The 16,453-nt window shown below is 74.4% G+C and carries 18 protein-coding genes; 2 read left to right on the top strand and 16 right to left on the bottom strand.

Features of this window, described 5'->3' with window-relative positions; translation table 11 throughout:
- Positions 1-183: 183 nt before the first annotated feature.
- Both ACSMTC_RS07505 and ACSMTC_RS07510 read right to left on the bottom strand, forming a co-directional pair.
- On the bottom strand, positions 184-816 hold the full coding sequence (locus ACSMTC_RS07505; protein ID WP_436558857.1) for a response regulator: 633 nt from the start codon (positions 814-816) through the stop codon (positions 184-186).
- Positions 813-2,045: a sensor histidine kinase gene (locus ACSMTC_RS07510; protein WP_436558858.1), complete on the bottom strand. Its 1,233-nt coding sequence runs from the start codon at positions 2,043-2,045 to the stop codon at positions 813-815. The genes ACSMTC_RS07505 and ACSMTC_RS07510 overlap by 4 nt, the downstream gene beginning before the upstream one ends.
- A 174-nt stretch (positions 2,046-2,219) precedes the next feature.
- Between ACSMTC_RS07510 and ACSMTC_RS07515 the strand changes: the two genes are divergently transcribed.
- Positions 2,220-3,293, top strand: coding sequence for an FtsX-like permease family protein (locus ACSMTC_RS07515; protein WP_436564615.1), 1,074 nt, complete (start codon positions 2,220-2,222; stop codon positions 3,291-3,293).
- 62 nt (positions 3,294-3,355) lie between these two features.
- A complete protein-coding gene (locus ACSMTC_RS07520) occupies positions 3,356-4,051 on the top strand; it encodes an ABC transporter ATP-binding protein (RefSeq protein WP_436558859.1) in 696 nt (231 codons plus the stop codon).
- 7 nt (positions 4,052-4,058) lie between these two features.
- Here ACSMTC_RS07520 and ACSMTC_RS07525 read toward each other — a convergent pair whose 3' ends face one another.
- The 14 genes from ACSMTC_RS07525 to ACSMTC_RS07590 form a co-directional block, all read right to left on the bottom strand.
- On the bottom strand, positions 4,059-4,655 hold the full coding sequence (locus ACSMTC_RS07525) for a Uma2 family endonuclease (RefSeq protein ID WP_436558860.1): 597 nt from the start codon (positions 4,653-4,655) through the stop codon (positions 4,059-4,061).
- A 90-nt stretch (positions 4,656-4,745) separates the two neighbouring features.
- A complete protein-coding gene (locus ACSMTC_RS07530; RefSeq protein WP_436558861.1) occupies positions 4,746-5,456 on the bottom strand; it encodes a GntR family transcriptional regulator in 711 nt (236 codons plus the stop codon).
- A 40-nt stretch (positions 5,457-5,496) separates the two neighbouring features.
- Entirely contained in the window at positions 5,497-6,435 is a 939-nt protein-coding gene (locus tag ACSMTC_RS07535; RefSeq protein ID WP_436558862.1) for an ornithine cyclodeaminase family protein, read from the bottom strand.
- Positions 6,432-7,403, bottom strand: a complete 972-nt coding sequence (locus ACSMTC_RS07540; RefSeq protein ID WP_436564616.1) for a proline racemase family protein — start codon at positions 7,401-7,403, stop codon at positions 6,432-6,434. The genes ACSMTC_RS07535 and ACSMTC_RS07540 overlap by 4 nt, the downstream gene beginning before the upstream one ends.
- Positions 7,404-7,540: 137 nt before the next feature.
- Positions 7,541-8,914: an aldehyde dehydrogenase family protein gene (locus tag ACSMTC_RS07545; protein WP_436558863.1), complete on the bottom strand. Its 1,374-nt coding sequence runs from the start codon at positions 8,912-8,914 to the stop codon at positions 7,541-7,543.
- 90 nt (positions 8,915-9,004) lie between these two features.
- Complete coding sequence (locus tag ACSMTC_RS07550) at positions 9,005-10,009, bottom strand: proline racemase family protein (protein ID WP_436558864.1); 1,005 nt, start codon at positions 10,007-10,009, stop codon at positions 9,005-9,007.
- Positions 10,010-10,041: 32 nt separating this feature from the next.
- Positions 10,042-10,905 (bottom strand): dihydrodipicolinate synthase family protein, encoded by an 864-nt coding sequence (locus ACSMTC_RS07555; protein ID WP_436564617.1) that lies wholly within the window; start codon positions 10,903-10,905, stop codon positions 10,042-10,044.
- A gap of 189 nt (positions 10,906-11,094) precedes the next feature.
- Complete coding sequence (locus ACSMTC_RS07560) at positions 11,095-12,525, bottom strand: FAD/NAD(P)-dependent oxidoreductase (protein WP_436558865.1); 1,431 nt, start codon at positions 12,523-12,525, stop codon at positions 11,095-11,097.
- Between the two features lie 103 nt (positions 12,526-12,628).
- Positions 12,629-12,943 carry a (2Fe-2S)-binding protein gene (locus ACSMTC_RS07565; RefSeq protein WP_436564618.1) on the bottom strand — a complete coding sequence of 105 codons (315 nt, stop codon included), beginning with the start codon at positions 12,941-12,943 and terminating at the stop codon, positions 12,629-12,631.
- Positions 12,944-12,974: 31 nt separating this feature from the next.
- On the bottom strand, positions 12,975-14,219 hold the full coding sequence (locus ACSMTC_RS07570) for an NAD(P)/FAD-dependent oxidoreductase (protein ID WP_436558866.1): 1,245 nt from the start codon (positions 14,217-14,219) through the stop codon (positions 12,975-12,977).
- 151 nt (positions 14,220-14,370) lie between these two features.
- A complete protein-coding gene (gene tatC / locus ACSMTC_RS07575; RefSeq protein WP_436558867.1) occupies positions 14,371-15,306 on the bottom strand; it encodes a twin-arginine translocase subunit TatC in 936 nt (311 codons plus the stop codon).
- A 69-nt stretch (positions 15,307-15,375) separates the two neighbouring features.
- Positions 15,376-15,639 carry a Sec-independent protein translocase subunit TatA gene (gene tatA / locus ACSMTC_RS07580; protein ID WP_436558868.1) on the bottom strand — a complete coding sequence of 88 codons (264 nt, stop codon included), beginning with the start codon at positions 15,637-15,639 and terminating at the stop codon, positions 15,376-15,378.
- Positions 15,640-15,778: 139 nt separating this feature from the next.
- Entirely contained in the window at positions 15,779-15,991 is a 213-nt protein-coding gene (locus ACSMTC_RS07585) for a hypothetical protein (protein ID WP_436558869.1), read from the bottom strand.
- 224 nt (positions 15,992-16,215) lie between these two features.
- Positions 16,216-16,449 carry a hypothetical protein gene (locus tag ACSMTC_RS07590; protein ID WP_436558870.1) on the bottom strand — a complete coding sequence of 78 codons (234 nt, stop codon included), beginning with the start codon at positions 16,447-16,449 and terminating at the stop codon, positions 16,216-16,218.
- Positions 16,450-16,453: the final 4 nt, after the last annotated feature.

Below are 16,453 nucleotides of genomic sequence, written 5' to 3' on the forward strand. Positions count from 1 at the left end.
CCTCACTCTATGCCGGACCGGACTGACGTGCCGTCACATCCAGGCTCCCGGGCCGCTCCGGTGACCTCGTCGAGGAGCGGCGCGAGCCGGCACCGGGGCGCGGCCGACTGCTCCGGGAGAGGCCGGATCACACCCGCCGGCTCACACCGGACGGATCACACCCGCCGGATCACACCCACCGGCTCACACCGGACGGATCAGGCCGCTCGCCAGTCCCGCCGCGATCGCACCGGTACGGCTGTCGACGCCCAACTTGTCGTAGATGTGCACCAGGTGGGTCTTGACCGTGGCCTCGCTGATGAACAGCCGCCGGGAGATCTGGCGGTTGGCCAGGCCCTCGGCAAGCAGCTGAAGGATCTCCGCCTCGCGCGGGGAGAGGGTCGGACGGCCCGCCCTGACCCGGCCCAGCAGCCGCGCCGCGACCGGTGGGGCGAGCACGGTCTCGCCCCGGGCGGCGGCGTGCACGGCGGCGGCCACCTCCTCGGGCGGGGCGTCCTTGAGCAGGTAACCGGTGGCCCCGGCCTCCACGGCGGCGAGGATGTCGGCGTCGGTGCTGTAGGTGGTGAGGATCAGTACGGCCGGCGGGTCGGGCAGCGCGGTGATCCGCCGGGTCGCCTCGACGCCGTGCATCCCAGCGCCCATCTGCAGGTCCATCAGCACCACATCGGGACGGACCGGCAGCGACTCCAGCAGCCGCAGCGCCTCGGCGCCCTCGGCCGCCTCACCGACGGCGGTCACCTCGGGCAGGTCGTCCACCATGGCGCGCAGCCCGCGCCGGACCACCGGGTGGTCGTCCACCAGCAGGACCCTGATCACCGCGCCACCTCCGTCAGCACGCTCTCCGCCGTCCCGATCGCCCGCAGCGGCAGCGCGACCGCGACGGCGGTGCCCTCACCGGGCGCCGACTCCACGGTCAGACTGCCGCCGAGCGCCGCGATCCGCTCCCGCATGCCGTGCAGGCCGAAGGTGGGCCGCCCGGTGTCCGGCAGGGCGTACGGGTCGAAGCCGACCCCGTCGTCGAAGACGTCCAGCGTCACCTCGTCGTCGAGATAGCTGAGGGTCACCGCGATCCGCCCCGCCCCGGCGTGCCGGACCGCGTTCGCCAGCGCCTCCTGGGTGAGCCGCAGCAGCGCGACCTCGGCCTCGACCGGCAGCGGGTACGGCTCGCCGTCCAGGCGCAGCTCCGCCCCGGCCCCGCCGGCCAGGCGGCGCAGCGCCTCGGTGAGGGTGGCGTCGTCCAGCGCGGGCGGGGTGAGCGCCTGGACGAACCGGCGGGCCTCGGCGAGGTTGGCGGAGGCGGTCTGCCCGACCTCGCGGATCCGCTCCGCCGCCGTGGCCGCGTCCTGCGGCAGCGCCGACTCGGCCGAGCGGGCCAGCAGCACGATGCTGGACAGGCCCTGCGCCAGGGTGTCGTGGATCTCGCGGGCCAGCCGCTGCCGCTCGGCGAGCCGCCCGGCCTCCCGCTGGCTGGCGGCGAGCTCGTCCCTGGCCCGGACCAGGTCGTCGATCAGCCGCTGCCGCTCCCGGCTCTCCCGGTACAGCGCGGCGTACCCGTACGCGGTGAGCAGCGCCACCGCGGTGCCCGCCAGCGGTCCCAGCACCTTGGCGGTGGTCAGCCCACCGTCCGTGGTCGCCTGGGCGGCGATCACCAGGCCGGTGAGCGCGGCGACGGCCGCCAGGCCCCAGCGGACGGGCATCAGGTGCAGGCAGATGAAGTAGAGCGGGAACGCCAGGTAGCAGAACTCGGGGTGCAGCAGGGTCAGCGCCACCCAGAGCAGCAGGACGGCGGCCATCCAGGCGGCGGCCCACCACCGGCTCCGCCGGATGCGTTCGACGGCGCCACCGCTCAGGTAGACGGCGGTGAGCAGTACGGCGGTGGCCAGGCCGCCCGCGCCGAGGCCGCCGGTCAGCACGCCCCGGACGGTCAGGACGGCCAGCAGGGTGAGGAACAGCCCGTGCAGGGCGAGGTTCGTCAGCCGCAGGGCCGGAGTGACGGCGGCGTGGCCGCTCCCCTGGGGTGCTGGTGGCGGTGCTTCTCGGGTCACGCCTTCCGAGGGTACGGGCTGGGGTGCGCCGCTCCTTCCGGCACGGCATCAACCGTTCGATGTATTTCGGGGTGCATCGCCCGCAGGGGTTGACTCCCGTCCCTCTCCCTGATGGAACGGGCGAGCCGCGCCGACAAGGTGGAGGAGTACTCACCTCCAGCCGGGAAGGTCCCCGTGTTCGTCGCACTGCGAGACATCCGCTTCGCCAAGGGCCGCTTCGCCCTGATGGGTGCGGTCGTCACCCTGATAACCACCCTGGTCGTCTTCCTCTACGGCCTGACCGGCGGCCTCGCCTCCGCCGCGTCCTCCGCCATCACCGGCCTGCCCGTCGACCGGATCGTGTTCGGCGCCCCGGCCGGCGCCGCCCCCGAGGTCTCGTTCGGCAACAGCACCGTCTCGCCCGCCCAGGCCGCCGCCTTCGCGGGTGCACCGGGGGTGTCCTCGGTGAAGCCGCTCGGGCTGTCGCTGACCAGGCTGACGACCAGCGCGGCCGCCACCTCGGTGAGCGTGCTGGGGGCGGAGGCCTCGCTGCTGCCCCCGCTGAAGTCCGGCAGCGCCCCCGCGGACGGCCAGCTGGCCGTGGGCAGCGACACGGCGGCGGCCTACCATCTGACGGTCGGCGGGCAGGTGCAGGTCGGGCCGGAGCGGCTGACCGTCTCCGCGATCACCGAGCAGCGTTCGTACTCCCACGCGCCGACGGTCTGGACCACCGTGCCCACCTGGGAGAAGCTGAGCGGCCAGACCCAGCCGACCGCGCTCGCCCTGGACACCTCCTCCGGCACCGGGCTCGGCGCACTGGACACCGCCCAGGGGACGAAGACCGTGTCCCGCTCGGACGCGCTCTCCGGGATCAACGGCTTCGACGCCGAGCAGGGCAGCCTGCAGATGATCCAGGGCTTCCTGTTCGTGGTGAGCGCGCTGGTGGTGGGGGCCTTCTTCACGGTCTGGACGGTGCAGCGCAAGCCGGACGTCGCCGTGCTCAAGGCGGTCGGCGCGAGCAGTGTCTACCTGGTCCGTGACGCACTGGCGCAGGCGGCGGCCGTCCTGGTCGGCGGAGCGCTGCTGGGCGGAGTCGCCGGAGCCGTGGGCGGGGTGTTCGCGGCCGCGTCGGTGCCCTTCGACGTGAGCGTGGCGAGCGTGGCCGTACCGGTGACCGTGATGGTGCTGCTCGGCCTCCTCGGTGCGGTGCTCGCGGTGCGCCGGATCACCGCGGTCGACCCGCTGGCCGCCCTCGGCGCCAGCCGCTGACCCACCGCGCGCCGGAACCGCCGGACCCACAACCGCCCCAACTGCCTTGGAGTAGAACCGAGATGACCCTCTCCACTGTCCAGACCCGGACCGGCCTCGCCCTGCACGAGGTGACCCTGACCTACCCCGACGGCGAGAACCGCCTGACCGCGCTCGACCGGGTGAGCCTTGAGGTCGCCCCGGGCGAGTTCACCGCCGTCGCCGGGCCCTCGGGCTCGGGCAAGTCCAGCCTGCTGGCGGTCGCGGCGACGCTGCTGCGTCCGGACAGCGGGCAGGTTCTGGTGGACGGCCAGGACGCGGGCGCGCTCAGCCCGGGCGCCCGCACGGCGCTGCGCCGCGAACGGCTGGGCATCGTCTTCCAGCAGTCCAACCTGCTGGCCTCGCTGACGGCGGTGGAGCAGTTGCTGGTCCTGGAGTCGGTACGCGGCGGCCGGGTGCGCGCCGCCCGGCAGCGCGCCGAGGAACTGCTCGCCTCGGTCGGCCTGGACGGTGCCAAGCAGCAGCGCCGCCCGCACCAGCTGTCCGGCGGCGAACGCCAGCGCGTCAACATCGCCCGCGCCCTGTTCGGCAGCCCGTCGGTCCTGCTGGTGGACGAGCCCACCTCAGCCCTCGACCACGAGCGCGGCGCCCAGATCGTCGACCTGCTGGCGGAGATCACCCGCACCCACCGCACCGCGACGGTGATGGTCACCCACGACCGCGACCTGCTGGGCCGGGTGGACCGGGTACTGGAGATGCAGGACGGGCGGCTGCGCTGAGCGGAGGCTACTTCTCGGGGCCGAGGACGCTGTCCACGGACAGCGTCACCTTGGCACCGACCGACTCCGGCAGTTCGAACGACTGACCGGGACGGTGCACCGCGTGAACGCGATACTCGCCGTCACGCGGATCGGTGAGCACCATCACCCTGCGGTTCTTCCGGTCAGCGATCACGTACACCGGGACCCCGGCTTCGGCATACGCGGCGGGCTTCTTCTTGAGATCGTCACTAAGGTTCGAGGACGTGACCTCCAGAACCAACCGGAAGATCGCGGGGTCGTAGCAGTTGTGCTCAACGCGATGATCGCGGAAGTCCGCATCGACGACCGCAAGATCCGGAATCGCATAGTCGGACGGGCCTCCCGGGAGCCACAGGCCGACGGCCTGGTGCACCCTGGTGTGCTCCCCGTGGAGTCCCGCTGCCAAGAACGGGATCATGATGTCGGTCAGGACATCCGCGTGAGAGCCGTCGGCTGGTGGCGTCACGGTGATCTGGCTCCCGATGATCTCGACTCGATGGCCGACCAGCTGAGCGGAGATCATTTCAGCGGCCTCAAGCAGGGTCGGTTGCCCGATCGGCTGTTCCACTGCTGCGGCTGACATGGATTCCTCCTGGCTGCCTGTGTCGAGTGCCATCATCGTAGGACTCAACCTGTCGCCCGGCGCGTTTCCCCGAGGCTCACCCGATCGAGCTCAGCGAGCCCCGAACCGCAGCGCCGGGCGCTCCCCGGCCGCCTCCGCCTGGCCGGCCGCCCACAGCGAGCGGACGTGGCCGAGGTGGCGGGCCATGCACTGCTCGGCGGCCTCGGCGTCGCCGGAGACCATCAGGTCGAGGAGCTCCAGGTGTTCCTCGGCCGAGGAGACCAGTTCGCCGCGCTGGTCGAGCCGGGTGAGGCCGTAGAGACGGGAGCGCTTGCGCAGCTCGCCGACGGTCTCCACCAGCCGGGCGTTGCCGGCCAGGCCGAGCAGGCCGAGGTGGAAGCGGCGGTCGGCCTCCAGATAGCCGATCAGGTCGTGCTCCCTGGCCGCCGCGACGATCGCCTCGGCCTCGGGCCGCAGCACCTCCAGCTGCTCGGTGGTGGCCGTGCGGGTGACCCGGCCGACGGTGGGGACCTCGATCAGGGCGCGGATCTCGGTGAAGTCGTCCAGGTCGCGCTCGGTCAGCTCGGTGACCCGGAAGCCCTTGTTGCGGACCGCCTCGACCAGCCCCTCACGGGCCAGGTCCAGCATCGCCTCGCGGACCGGCGTGGCCGAGACGCCGAAGTCGGCGGCGAGCGCGGGGGCGGAGTAGACCACGCCGGGGCGCAGCTCACCGGAGATCAGCGCGGCCCGGAGCGCATGGGCGACCTGGTCGCGCAGCCGCTCCTGCACGGAGATGAGCGTGCGGGGCTTGAGGTCGGCCATGGTGTTCCTCCGGTGGTTTACGGGGCACCATCGTACAATGTCACGTTGCGTTGCCGCTGGAACGATCCACCGCACCCGGCACCGCCTCGTACTGCGCCGCCGCCACCGCGAGGTCCTCCCAGGCCATCCCGACGCTCTTGAAGAACCTCGGCCGGTCATCGGGCACAACCGCCGTGCCGCGCACCAGCTCTGACAGATTGGCGAGCTGCCCGCCGGCCGCGATGGCCCCTTCGCCGAGCGGGATCACCAGGTCCCCCGCCTCCCGCAGCGCGACCGCCCGTGCCTCCGCGTACCGCGCCGAGCGGGCGACCAGGGCGGTGTCCACCTCGCGTACGGCGGGCTCGTGCGAGCCGACGGCCGCCACCGCCGCGTGCGCGGGCACCAGCCGGCCGTCGAAGAGCGGGCTGCGCGCGGTGGTGCAGCAGACCACCAGGTCGGCGGCGGCGACCGCCGCCGGTGTCCCCGCCTCGGCGACGAGGCCGAGCGCGCGGGCGTACCGGACCAGCCGCCCGGCCGAGTCCGCGCTGCGGGAGACCACGGTGAGCCGGGTCAGCGGGCGGACGGTGCGCAGCGCGTCCAGGTGCCCGTACGCCTGCGGTCCGGCCCCGAAGAGCACCAGGTGTCCGGCGTCCGGCGCCGCCAGCCGCCGCATGGCCAGCGCGGTGACGGCCGGGGTGCGCAGGGCCGTGAGGGCGGCACCGTCCAGGAGCGCGAGCGGCCACAGCGTGGGGCCGTCCAGCAGCAGGTAGCCGCCGGTGATCCGGGGCAGTCCCCGCCCCGGGTTGGCGGGGGCGACTCCGGCGATCTTCACGCCCGCGTATCGGGCGTCCGCGGCCGGCATCAGCAGCAACTCGCCCGCGGGGACGGCGACCTGGGACCTGGGCGGGCAGCTCTCGGGATCCAGACCGTCCAGCAGGGCGCGTTCCAGCGCGGCGACGGCCTGCGCGGGGGTCAAGTCGAGCGGGAGCAGCTCGGTCACAGCAGGAATCCCGTCCCGAGTTCGTCGTCCGCCGCCAGCAGGAAGCGGTGCTCGCCGGTGCGGTGGGCGGTGCCGGTGATCTCGGTGAGCACGCCGTCGGGGTGCTCACCGGCGAGGCGGCCGGTGAAGACCGTGCCGATCACGGACTCGTGGCGCAGCTCGTCACCGGGCGCCAGCCTGCCGTCGGCGGCGAGCAGCGCGAGCCGGGCGGAGGTGCCGGAGCCGCACGGGGAGCGGTCGATCTGGCCGTCGGCGAAGACGGTGACGTTGCGCTGGCCGGGGCCTGCCGCGGTGTCGGGCAGCTCCTGGTAGAGGATCACCCCGTAGACGCCGGAGAGCCTGGGGTCCACGGGGTGGCGGGTGGCGGGCTCATCGGCGAGGGCGGCGCGGATCTCCCGTCCGACCGCGGTGAGTTCGGGCAGCAGCGCGGTGGAGACGGTGAGGCCGAGGTCGGCGGCGCGGACGGAGGCGTAGCAGGCGCCCGAGTGCGCCAGATCGACCGCGACCCGGCCGCGCGAGGTGTCGACCGGCAGCCGGCGCGCGGCGATCCGGGTCGGGACGTTGCGGAAGGTCACCCCGGTGGTCCGGCCGCCGCCGCGGTGGACGTCCGCGGTGACCCGCCCGGACGGGACGTCGATCCGCACCCGGGCGGTGCCGTCCTCGGGCGCGGCGACCAGCCCGGTCTCCACGGCCCAGGCGCCCAGCGCGATGGTCCCGTGGCCGCAGGCCGTCGAGTAGCCGTCCTTGTGCCAGAACAGCACGCCGAGGTGGGCCCCGCCGTCGTCGGGCGGGACCACGAAGCCGCCGTACATCCCGGCGTGGCCGCGCGGCTCACGGCTCAGCAGGTGCCTGATCCGCTCCAGCCCGCCCGGGCGCGGCGAGGTCGCGCTCCCGCCCTCCCCGATCACCGCCGCCCGCCGCTCGGCGACCGACGTCCCGGGAACGGGCGGCAGGGCGCCGGCGACGATCCGGAACGGCTCCCCGGCCGTGTGGTAGTCGACGGCCTCGACGACCGTTCCCCAGGGCTCCTCGGGCGGTGTGGGGAACGGCCCGGCCGGGTCGCGCTCGGGTTCGCGTGCTCCCCGCGCCCCCGTATGTGTGCCGCTCACCGCGCGCCTCCCGCCGGCAGCAGCGTCACCGTCCGGCTCGCGGTGAAGAAGTCGAGCGCCGCCTGCCCCTGCTCCCGCGCCCCGTAACCCGCCGACTTCGCCCCGCCGAACGGCAGATGGAAGTCCACCCCGCTGGACGGCGCGTTGACCCGGATCATTCCCGCGTCCAGCCGGTCGGCGGCGAGGAGGGCGGCGTCCAGGTCCCGGGTGTGCACCGAGGTGGCCAGGGTGTGCGGGGTGGCGTTGGCGAGGGCGATCGCCTCGTCCAGGTCGGCGGCGGGCAGCACGACGGCCACCGGCCCGAAGAACTCCTCCTCCAGCAGCGGGTGTCCGGCGGGAACGCGGGCCAGCAGGGTCGGCTCGACGAACCACCCGGGCCGCTCCACCCGGCCGCCGCCCGTCAGCAGCTCGGCCCCGGCCGCCCGCGCGGAGTCGACGGCACCGGTCAGCCGGTCCAGCGCGGCCGCGCTGATCACCGGCCCGCAGACCGTCGCCGGATCACCCGGCTCACCGGCCGCGGCGCCGGCCAGCGCCTTGGCCAGTGCCCCGACCAACGGCTCGTACGCCTCACCGACCGCGATCACCCGGCTGGTGGCGGTGCACTTCTGACCGGCGTACCCGGCGATCGCGGCGGCGAGGTGGGCCGCGGCCTGGCCGAGGTCGGCGTCGGGCAGCACGATGGCCGCGTTCAGCCCGCCCAGCTCCGCCTGCACGGGCACCCCGCGCGCGGTGGTGGCCGCGATCACGGCCTGCCCGACGGCGGTCGAGCCGGTGAAGGAGACCACGTCGGCCGACCCGACCAGGGCGGCCCCCTCCTCCGCCCCGCCGGGCACCACCGTCAGTACTCCCTCGGGCAGACCCGCCAGCTCGGCCAGCCGCAGCGCGCAGGCCGTGCCCTCGGGCGCGGGCTTGAGCACCGCGGTGTTCCCGACGGCCAGCGCCGGCGCGGCCTTCCAGGTGGGGATCGCCAGCGGGAAGTTCCACGGGGTGATCAGCCCGGCGACCCCGTACGGACGGCGCCGGGTGAGCAGCATCCCCTCCCCCGCCGCCGGTTCGTGCAGCGCGCCCGAGGGTGCGTAGGGCGCCTGTGCGTAGTACCGCCAGATCGCGGCGGTCCTGGCCACCTCCGCCCGTGCCTCGGCCAGCGGCTTGCCCACCTCCCGCACCATCAGGGCGGCCAGCTCGGCGGCATGGGCCTCGACCGCCTCGGCGGCGTGGGTGAGGGCGGCCGACCGTGCGGCGGCACCGGCGGCCGACCACGCGGGCTGCGCGGCCCGCGCCCGTTCCACCGCGGCAACCGTCCCGGCGGCGCCCGGGGTGTCGACGGAGACCACCAGGTCCGCCGGGTCGGCGGGGTTGTACGAACTCACCGTCACGAGAAGGCCTTTCGGTAGCGACTGACTTCGGCGGCACGGGAGCGCGCGCCGCCGCGGGGCGGCTCGCGCGCTCCCGCCGGTACTTCAGAGCAGGAACCCCGCGGGGAAGGGATCGCTCGGATCGAGGAAGTACTGTGCGGTCCCGGTGATCCAGGCCCGCCCGGTGACCGTGGGCACCACGGCCGGCCGGCCCGCCACCTCGGTCCGCTCGACCAGCCGGCCGGTGAAGCTGGTCCCGATGAAGGACTCGTTCACGAAGTCCCGCTCCAGCGGCAGTTCCCCGCGCGCGTGCAGCTGCGCCATCCGCGCGGAGGTCCCCGTCCCGCAGGGCGACCGGTCGAACCAGCCGGGGTGGATGGCCATCGCGTGCCGTGACCGCTCGGCGGTCGAGCCGGGTGCGAGCAGCTGGACGTGGTGGCACCCGTGGATCCCCGGATCCTCGGGGTGCACCGGCCGGTCCTCGCTCCCGTTGATCGCCGCCATCACCGCGAGCCCGGCGTCCAGGATCTGCTGCCCGCGCTCCCGCTCGAACGGCAGCCCGAGCTCGGCCAGCGGCAGGATCGCGTAGAAGTTGCCGCCGTAGGCGAGGTCGTAGGTCACCGTTCCGTAGCCGGGCAGGTCCAGCTTGCGGCCCAGCGCCACCGAGAACGAGGGCACGTTGCGGATGGTGACCGCCGTCGCCGCACCGTCTTGCACCTGGACCTCGGCCACCACCAGCCCCGCCGGGGTGTCGAGGCGGACCGTGGTGACCGGCTCCACCACCGGAACCATGCCCGTCTCCACCAGTACGGTGGCGACCCCGATGGTGCCGTGCCCGCACATCGGCAGCAGCCCGGAGACCTCGATGAAGAGGACCCCGAAGTCGGCGTCGGGACGTGTCGGCGGCTGCAGCACCGCCCCGCTCATCGCGGCGTGGCCGCGCGGCTCGTACATCAGCAGGGTCCGGACGTGGTCCAGGTGCTGCTGGAAGTGGAGCCGGCGCTCGGCCATGGTGGCACCGGGGATGGTGCCGAATCCACCGGTGATCACCCGGGTCGGCATGCCCTCGGTGTGCGAGTCGACGGCATGGAACACCTGGCGGCTGCGCATACATCCCTCCCTGTAAGCAAGTTGACGATATGTCAGTTCATGCCTTCGGCGACGGCCCGCTCGGTCGCGGCCCGCACCACCGCCTCGGTCTCCGGCGCGAGCGGCAGGCGCGGGGGACGGGTCGGCCCGTCGTGGCGGCCCACGATCCCCATGGACAGCTTGATCGCCTGGACGAACTCCGTCCTGGAGTCCCAGCGCAGCAGCGGGTGCAACGCCCGGTAGAGCGGCAGGGCCTCCGCCAGGTCACCCGCGACGGCGGCCCTGAACAGCCGGGCGCTCGCCCGCGGCAGCGCGTTCGGGTAGCCCGCGACCCAGCCGACGGCCCCGGCCAGCGCCAGCTCCAGCAGCACGTCGTCGGCCCCGATCAGCAGGTCCAGGCCGGGCGCCAGTTCGGCGATCTCGTAGGCCCGCCGGACATCGCCGCTGAACTCCTTGACCGCCACGATCGAGCCCTCGCCGTGCAGCCGGGCGAGCAGCCCGGGCACCAGGTCCACCTTGGTGTCGTACGGGTTGTTGTACGCGACGACCGGCAGCCCGACCCGCGCCACCTCGGCATAGTGGGCGCTCACCGCGTCCGCGTCGGCCCGGAAGGCGTTCGGCGGCAGCAGCAGGACCGAACCGGCCCCCGCCTTGGCGGCCTGCTCCACCCAGCGGCAGGACTCGGCGCTGCCGTACGCGGCGACCCCGGGCATCACCCGCGAGCCGTCGCCCGCCGCCTCGACGGCGGTGGCGACCACCCGGGCGCGCTCCTCGTCGGTCAGGGTCTGGTACTCGCCGAGCGAACCGTTGGGCACGACGCCGTCGCAGCCGGAGTCGATCAGCCAGCGGACGTGCTCGGCGTACGCGTCGTAGTCCACGGAGAGGTCTTCGCGCAGCGGCAGGGCGGTGGCCACCATGATGCCGCGCCAGGGACGGTCGGGGTGGTGCGTTGCGATGGACACGGGACAGCAGCTCCCTAATGATGAGATGTGACATTTCATATGACCGGACAGCACCCCCAAAGGTGCGAGGTCCTGCACGGCCGGCCGCGGGCGCGGGCGGCCCCGCGGCACGCCGGCGGTGCCGCACCTTGGGCCCAGGGGCGATCAGGACGGTTCGAGCTCGGCCAGTTGCGCGAGCGGCACCGGACAGGCCAGCGGCCGGCGGTCGGCCCGGGGCGGACCGCCCCCCGCCAGACAGGCGACGGCGGGCCCGCACATCCGGCCCTGGCACCAGCCCATCCCGGCCCTGGTGAGCAGCTTGACGGTACGGGTGTCCGTCGCGCCGAGCTCCTCCACCGCCTCCCGGATCCGCGCCACCGGAACCTCCTCGCAGCGGCACACCTCGGTCTCCGGGCTCAGCCACCGCGGCCAGCCCGGACCGGGCCGGTGCGCCGCGGCCATCAGCTCAGCGAAGGCCCGCCGCCGCTCCCGGAACGCCCGCAGCGCGGACGGCACCGGCCGGCCCGCGATCACCCGGGCCGCCGACACCCCCTCGGCGACGGCCAGATCGGCCCCGCCGACACCACAGGTCTCGCCGGCCGCCCAGAGCCCCGGCAGGCTGGTGCGCAGCCCGTCGTCCACGGCCAGCGCGACCGCGCCGTCAGGGGTCGTACGGGTCCGGGCACCGAGTTCGGTGGCGAGGTCGATCTGCGGCACCAGTCCGTGGCCGACCGCCAGCGCGTCGCAGACGATCCGCCGGCCGGTGCCGGGGACCGGCCGCCAGTCGCGGTCCAGCCGGGCCACCGTCACGGCCGTCACCCGGTCCGTGCCGTGCGCCTCGACGACCGCGCTGCCGCGGCGCAGCCGTACGCCGTGCCGGAGCAGGGCCGCACCGTGCCCGGCACCCTCGACCAGCTTGGCCGGGTTGGCGGCGAGGGTGGACAGCCCCCGGGCGTAGTACAGGTAGTCGGTGGCCTCGACCACCGCGGGAACGGCGGCACCCGCGTTCACCAGCGAGGAGGCGGCGGCGAGCAGCAGCGGGCCGCTGCCCGCCACCACGATCCGGCGCCCCGGCAGCACCAGGCCCGACTTCAGCATCGCCTGCGCGCCGCCGGCCGTCACCACGCCCGGCAAGGTCCAGCCGGGGAAGGGGAGTTGGCGCTCGTAAGCGCCGGTGGCGAGCAGCACCGCGCGCGCCGGGAGCACGGACCGCCCGGTGGCCCCGGCGCCCTCGGGACCGAGGGTGGCGTGCAGGCGCCAGGTGTCGCCGCGTTCGAGCGCCCAGACGTGGTGACCCGTCAGGTAGTCGAGGCGCCCGGTGTCGGTGCACGTCCTGAGGCGGCCGGACAGCCGGGCGAAGGCGGGCCAGCCGTGGTGCAGCCGCTCGGGGTGCGCGGCCCCGAGGCCGGGTGCCGGGTGCCGGTAGTACTGGCCGCCGGGGCGCGGGCCCGCGTCCACCAGCGCGCAGCGCAGCCCCAGCTCGGCCGCGGTCACGGCGGCGGCCAGCCCGGCCGGCCCGGCGCCGATCACGGCCAGGTCGTAGGCTTCCACGGCCGCGCCCCCGGCACGGCCCGCCGCCTCGGTAACCACGGCCACGGCAGGGCGCTCCTCGGCCGCGTCCCGTCCGCCGCCGGCGCCCGGGACGGTTCCGGCGGCGGGCGGCTCCGTGTCGGAGGCTCTCCGCCCCCGGTCCGGCGGCTCAGACTGCGAGATCGGCACGGCCGTGGCCCTCCTGGGTGGTGACGACGTCGCCCGGCCGCGCGGGCAGCAGGCAGGTGCGCTGGTTGGGGCGGCCGTTGACGGTGGCCAGGCAGTCGAAGCAGACCCCGATCCCGCAGAACGCGCCGCGCGGGCGGCCCCCGCTCCTGGTGGTGCGCCAGGCCAGGATGTTCTGGGCCCAGAGCACGGCCGCGATGCTCTGGCCGGGCAGCGCGGGCAGCTCCCGGCCGTCGAACTCGATGCCGTACCCGGCCTGCGGCCGCGCCCCGACCAGCTCGGCGGGGGTCCGGCGCATGCCGCCCGAGGCCGTCGACGGGGTCTCCGGATCAGCCATCCGACTCTCCTCCTCCCGGTGCCCCGCCTTCCGGCATCCCGGCGAAGCGGTCGGCCCGGAACGGTGCGATGTCCAACTCTGTTTTCTCACCGATCAGTTGGTGGCTGATCAGCAGTCCGGTGGCGGGCGCCAGGCCGATGCCCGCGCCCTCGTGTCCGCAGGCGTGATAGAGGCCGGGCGCCCGGGAGTCCGCCCCGATCGCGGGCAGGTGGTCGGGCAGGTACGGGCGGAAGCCCCGGTAGGCCCGCTGCACCATGACCTCCCCGAGCACCGGGAACAGCCTGGCGGCCTGGCCTGCCAGCCTGCGCAGCACCTCGGCCGAGAGCGTCGCGTCGAAGCCCACCCGCTCCCGGCTGGCACCGATCAGCACCGGCCCGGCGGGCGTCCCCTCGACCACGGCGGAGGTCTGCAACGCGGCCGATCCGCTGGCGACGTCCGCGACGTAGTCGGCGGCGTACACCTTGTGCCGCACGATCCTCGGCAGCGGCTCGGTGACCAGGACGAAGCCGCGCCTGGGCAGGACGGGCAGGGACACCCCGGCCAGTGCGGCGATCTCGCCGCCCCAGGTTCCGGCGGCGTTCACCACCGCCGGGGCGTCGATCCGTCCGCGGTCGGTGGTGACGCCGCGGACCGAGCCGTCCCGGCCGGCCCTGACCCCGGTCACCGTCTCCCCCAGGCGCACCTCGGCCCCGGCCAGCCGGGCCGCCCTCAGCAGGTGGGCGGCCGCCAGGGCCGGCTGGACCTGGGCGTCCTGCGGGTAGTGGAAGCCCCCGGCCAGGCCGGGGGCCAGCCGCGGTTCCAGCTCGCCCAGGCGCTCGCCCGCGATCTCGACCGCCTCCACCCCGGCTCTTCGCTGTCCGGCGGCGAAGGCGCGCAGGGCGTCCATCCCGGATGCGTCCGAGGCGACCACCAGACCGCCCTTGGGCTCGTACTCCATCCGCTCCCCCAGGCTCCTCGCCCACGGGCTCCGCCCGTCCGAGGTCCCCCCGAGGCTCTCCGTGGATGCGGCGAGCTCGCGCCAGAGCCGGGTGGAGAGCAGGGCGAGGTCGAGTTCGGGGCCCGGCTCCTTGTCGGAGACCAGCAGGTTGCCCTCGCCCGCGCCGGTGGTGCCGCCCGCGACCGGGCCGCGGTCGACCACGGCGACGGAGAGTCCGGCCAGTGTGGCGTAGTACGCGCAGGCGGCGCCGACCACTCCGGCGCCGACCACCACGACGTCGTGGGGGTGTCTGGTGAGCACCTCAGTAATATGTCACATGGCGTATGGCTTGCCAAGGGTTTGCGGAAGCGACCGGCCGCGATGGGGCCGGTCGCCGGACGCGAGCGGGAAAGCAGAAGGCCCCGGCCCGCCGGGAAGGGCGGTCCGGGGCCTTGCGCGGGCCGGACGGGGATCAGGTGACGTCGTCCATCTGACCCTCACGGGCGCTGGGGAGGGGCGTCGGCGCGGCCGGCGCGGCCGAAGCGGTGACCGACTCGGCGGACTCCACCCGGTCGACCGAGAGGTCCACCTGCGAGGCCTCGTCGTCGTCCAGGCCGGCGTCGGGGTTGCGGCGGGCCCGGCGGCGGTCGTTGAGCAGCGCGATGCCCGCCGCGAGGAAGTACAGGGCCCAGATCGGCGCGGCCAGCACCAGCATGCTGACCGGGTCGGCACTGGGGGTGGCGAAGGCGGCGAACACGGTGATGCCCATCACCATGCCGCGCCACCAGCCGAGCAGCCGCTTGCCGCTGAGCACGCCACCGAAGTTGAGCATCACCAGCAGCAGCGGGAACTCGAAGGCGAGGCCGAAGACCAGCACCATCCGCAGGGCGATGTCGAAGTAGTTCTCCGGCGGCAGGATCGGGGTGGCGCCGCTGGGGGTGAACGAGATCAGCACCTGCACGGTGGTCGGCAGCAGCAGGTAGGCGACCACGACACCGGAGAGGAAGAGCGGGGCGCCGCAGGCCATGAAGCCGATCGCGTACCGGCGCTCGTGCCGGTGCAGACCGGGCGCCACGAAGGCCCACAGCTGGTACAGCCAGACCGGGACCGCGGCTACCACACCGGCGGTGAGCGCGACCTTGATGACCAGGCCGATGGGCGTGGTCAGACCGATGGTGGAGACCTGGGCGCACCTGCCGTGGAAGTGCGCCGCCTCCTCCGGGGTGTTGCACCTCGGCAGCGGTTCCATCAGGAACGATTCGAGCTGCTTGTGGTAGATCGCCGCGATGATCGTGAACAGCACGATGGCCAGGGCCGACTTGACCACCCGGTTCCGCAGTTCACGGAGATGGTCGGCGAGGGCCATCCGGCCCTCGGGGTCCTTGGGCGGTTTCGAAGACTTGCTCAACCCCGGTCCTCAACTCGTGCGACGAAGCCCGCCGGACGACGGGCTCCGGTTAGTAAGTGTGCCGCCTGCTCAGTCCTGGCGGACGGGCCCCTGCCCGGTGACCGGCCGGGAGCTCCCGGAGTCGCCCGGGGCGGCCTTGACCGTGCGGGGCGCTTCCACGGCGGACTGCGCGGTCGGCGCCTCCCCGCCCTCCTGGTACATCGCCTTCGTCTCGCTCTTCAGGATCCGCATCGACTTGCCCAGCGATCGCGCGAGATCGGGCAGCCGCTTGCCACCGAAGAGCGCGAAAGCGAACACCACGACCACCAGAATCGCGACCGGCGAGATCCTCATGTGCGACCACCTCTCCCGCAGGGGCAGTACTCCCCCGCTTCCGGCGATGGTAGCCGCTGCTGCTGTCGCCCGGACAAACCCACTGCCTCTCCGGCTCCGCCCGGTGTCCGGACCACCCGGCACCTGGCCCAAGGCAGCCCTAGACCCGCTCCTCGACAGGCTGTGCGGCCTCGTCCCGCACCCCGAGGGGCTGCCCGCTCAGCTCGCCCGCCGCCGAGGCCAGCGCCCGCGAGGCGGCGTCCACCTCCCGGGCGAGCGCCCGTACGTCCAGCCAGAGCCGGCAGGCGAGCACCCCGAGCACGAGCAGGCCGGCGGTGGCCAGGAATACGGCGGCAACGATGGTCCATGACACGCCGGTCGACTCTACCCGCTCGGTGCACCCAGGCCGCGCGGCGCCCCTGGAGGGACGCGGGCAACCGGGCGGCCGCCCTGCCGGACCACGGAGCCGGGCTGTTCATGCCCGGGGCGGCGGCTGTCAGCGGACCCGGCACGCGGTCCCGGTGCCGCTGGCCGGACCTGATGGCGACTGTCCCGTCCGCGCCGCCGGGTGGCCCGGTCGGCCACCCGGCCGAAGCCTCAGCGCTCGACCGTGAGCAACCGCATGGTGCTCACCCCCGCCCCCACCAGCGCGGCCACGATCTTCTCCCCGGCGGGCTTGCGCACCGCCACCCCGCACTCGGGACAGGTGAAGCTGTAGAAGGTGCGCTCCTTGCTGGCGCCGAGCGCCAGCCGGAACTCCGCCGCCGGAAGCTCCACCTTCTCCCGGCAGTACGAGCAGTAGACCTTGAACCTGGTCCCGGTGTCCCCCACTGCT

Origin of the sequence: Kitasatospora sp. HPM-01-4, from assembly GCF_051374625.1 — a bacterium.
Classification (GTDB): Bacteria; Actinomycetota; Actinomycetes; order Streptomycetales; family Streptomycetaceae; genus Kitasatospora.

Bases quoted from the DNA above. Each gene is read 5' to 3' on its own strand.
- ACSMTC_RS07520 (WP_436558859.1), top strand. From the start codon at position 3,356: ATGACCCTCTCCACTGTCCAGACCCGGACCGGCCTCGCCCTGCACGAG.
- ACSMTC_RS07525 (WP_436558860.1), bottom strand. From the start codon at position 4,655: ATGTCAGCCGCAGCAGTGGAACAGCCGATCGGGCAACCGACCCTGCTT.
- ACSMTC_RS07530 (WP_436558861.1), bottom strand. From the start codon at position 5,456: ATGGCCGACCTCAAGCCCCGCACGCTCATCTCCGTGCAGGAGCGGCTG.
- ACSMTC_RS07550 (WP_436558864.1), bottom strand. From the start codon at position 10,009: ATGCGCAGCCGCCAGGTGTTCCATGCCGTCGACTCGCACACCGAGGGC.
- ACSMTC_RS07555 (WP_436564617.1), bottom strand. From the start codon at position 10,905: ATGGTGGCCACCGCCCTGCCGCTGCGCGAAGACCTCTCCGTGGACTAC.
- ACSMTC_RS07565 (WP_436564618.1), bottom strand. From the start codon at position 12,943: ATGCGCCGGACCCCCGCCGAGCTGGTCGGGGCGCGGCCGCAGGCCGGG.
- tatA (WP_436558868.1), bottom strand. From the start codon at position 15,639: ATGAGGATCTCGCCGGTCGCGATTCTGGTGGTCGTGGTGTTCGCTTTC.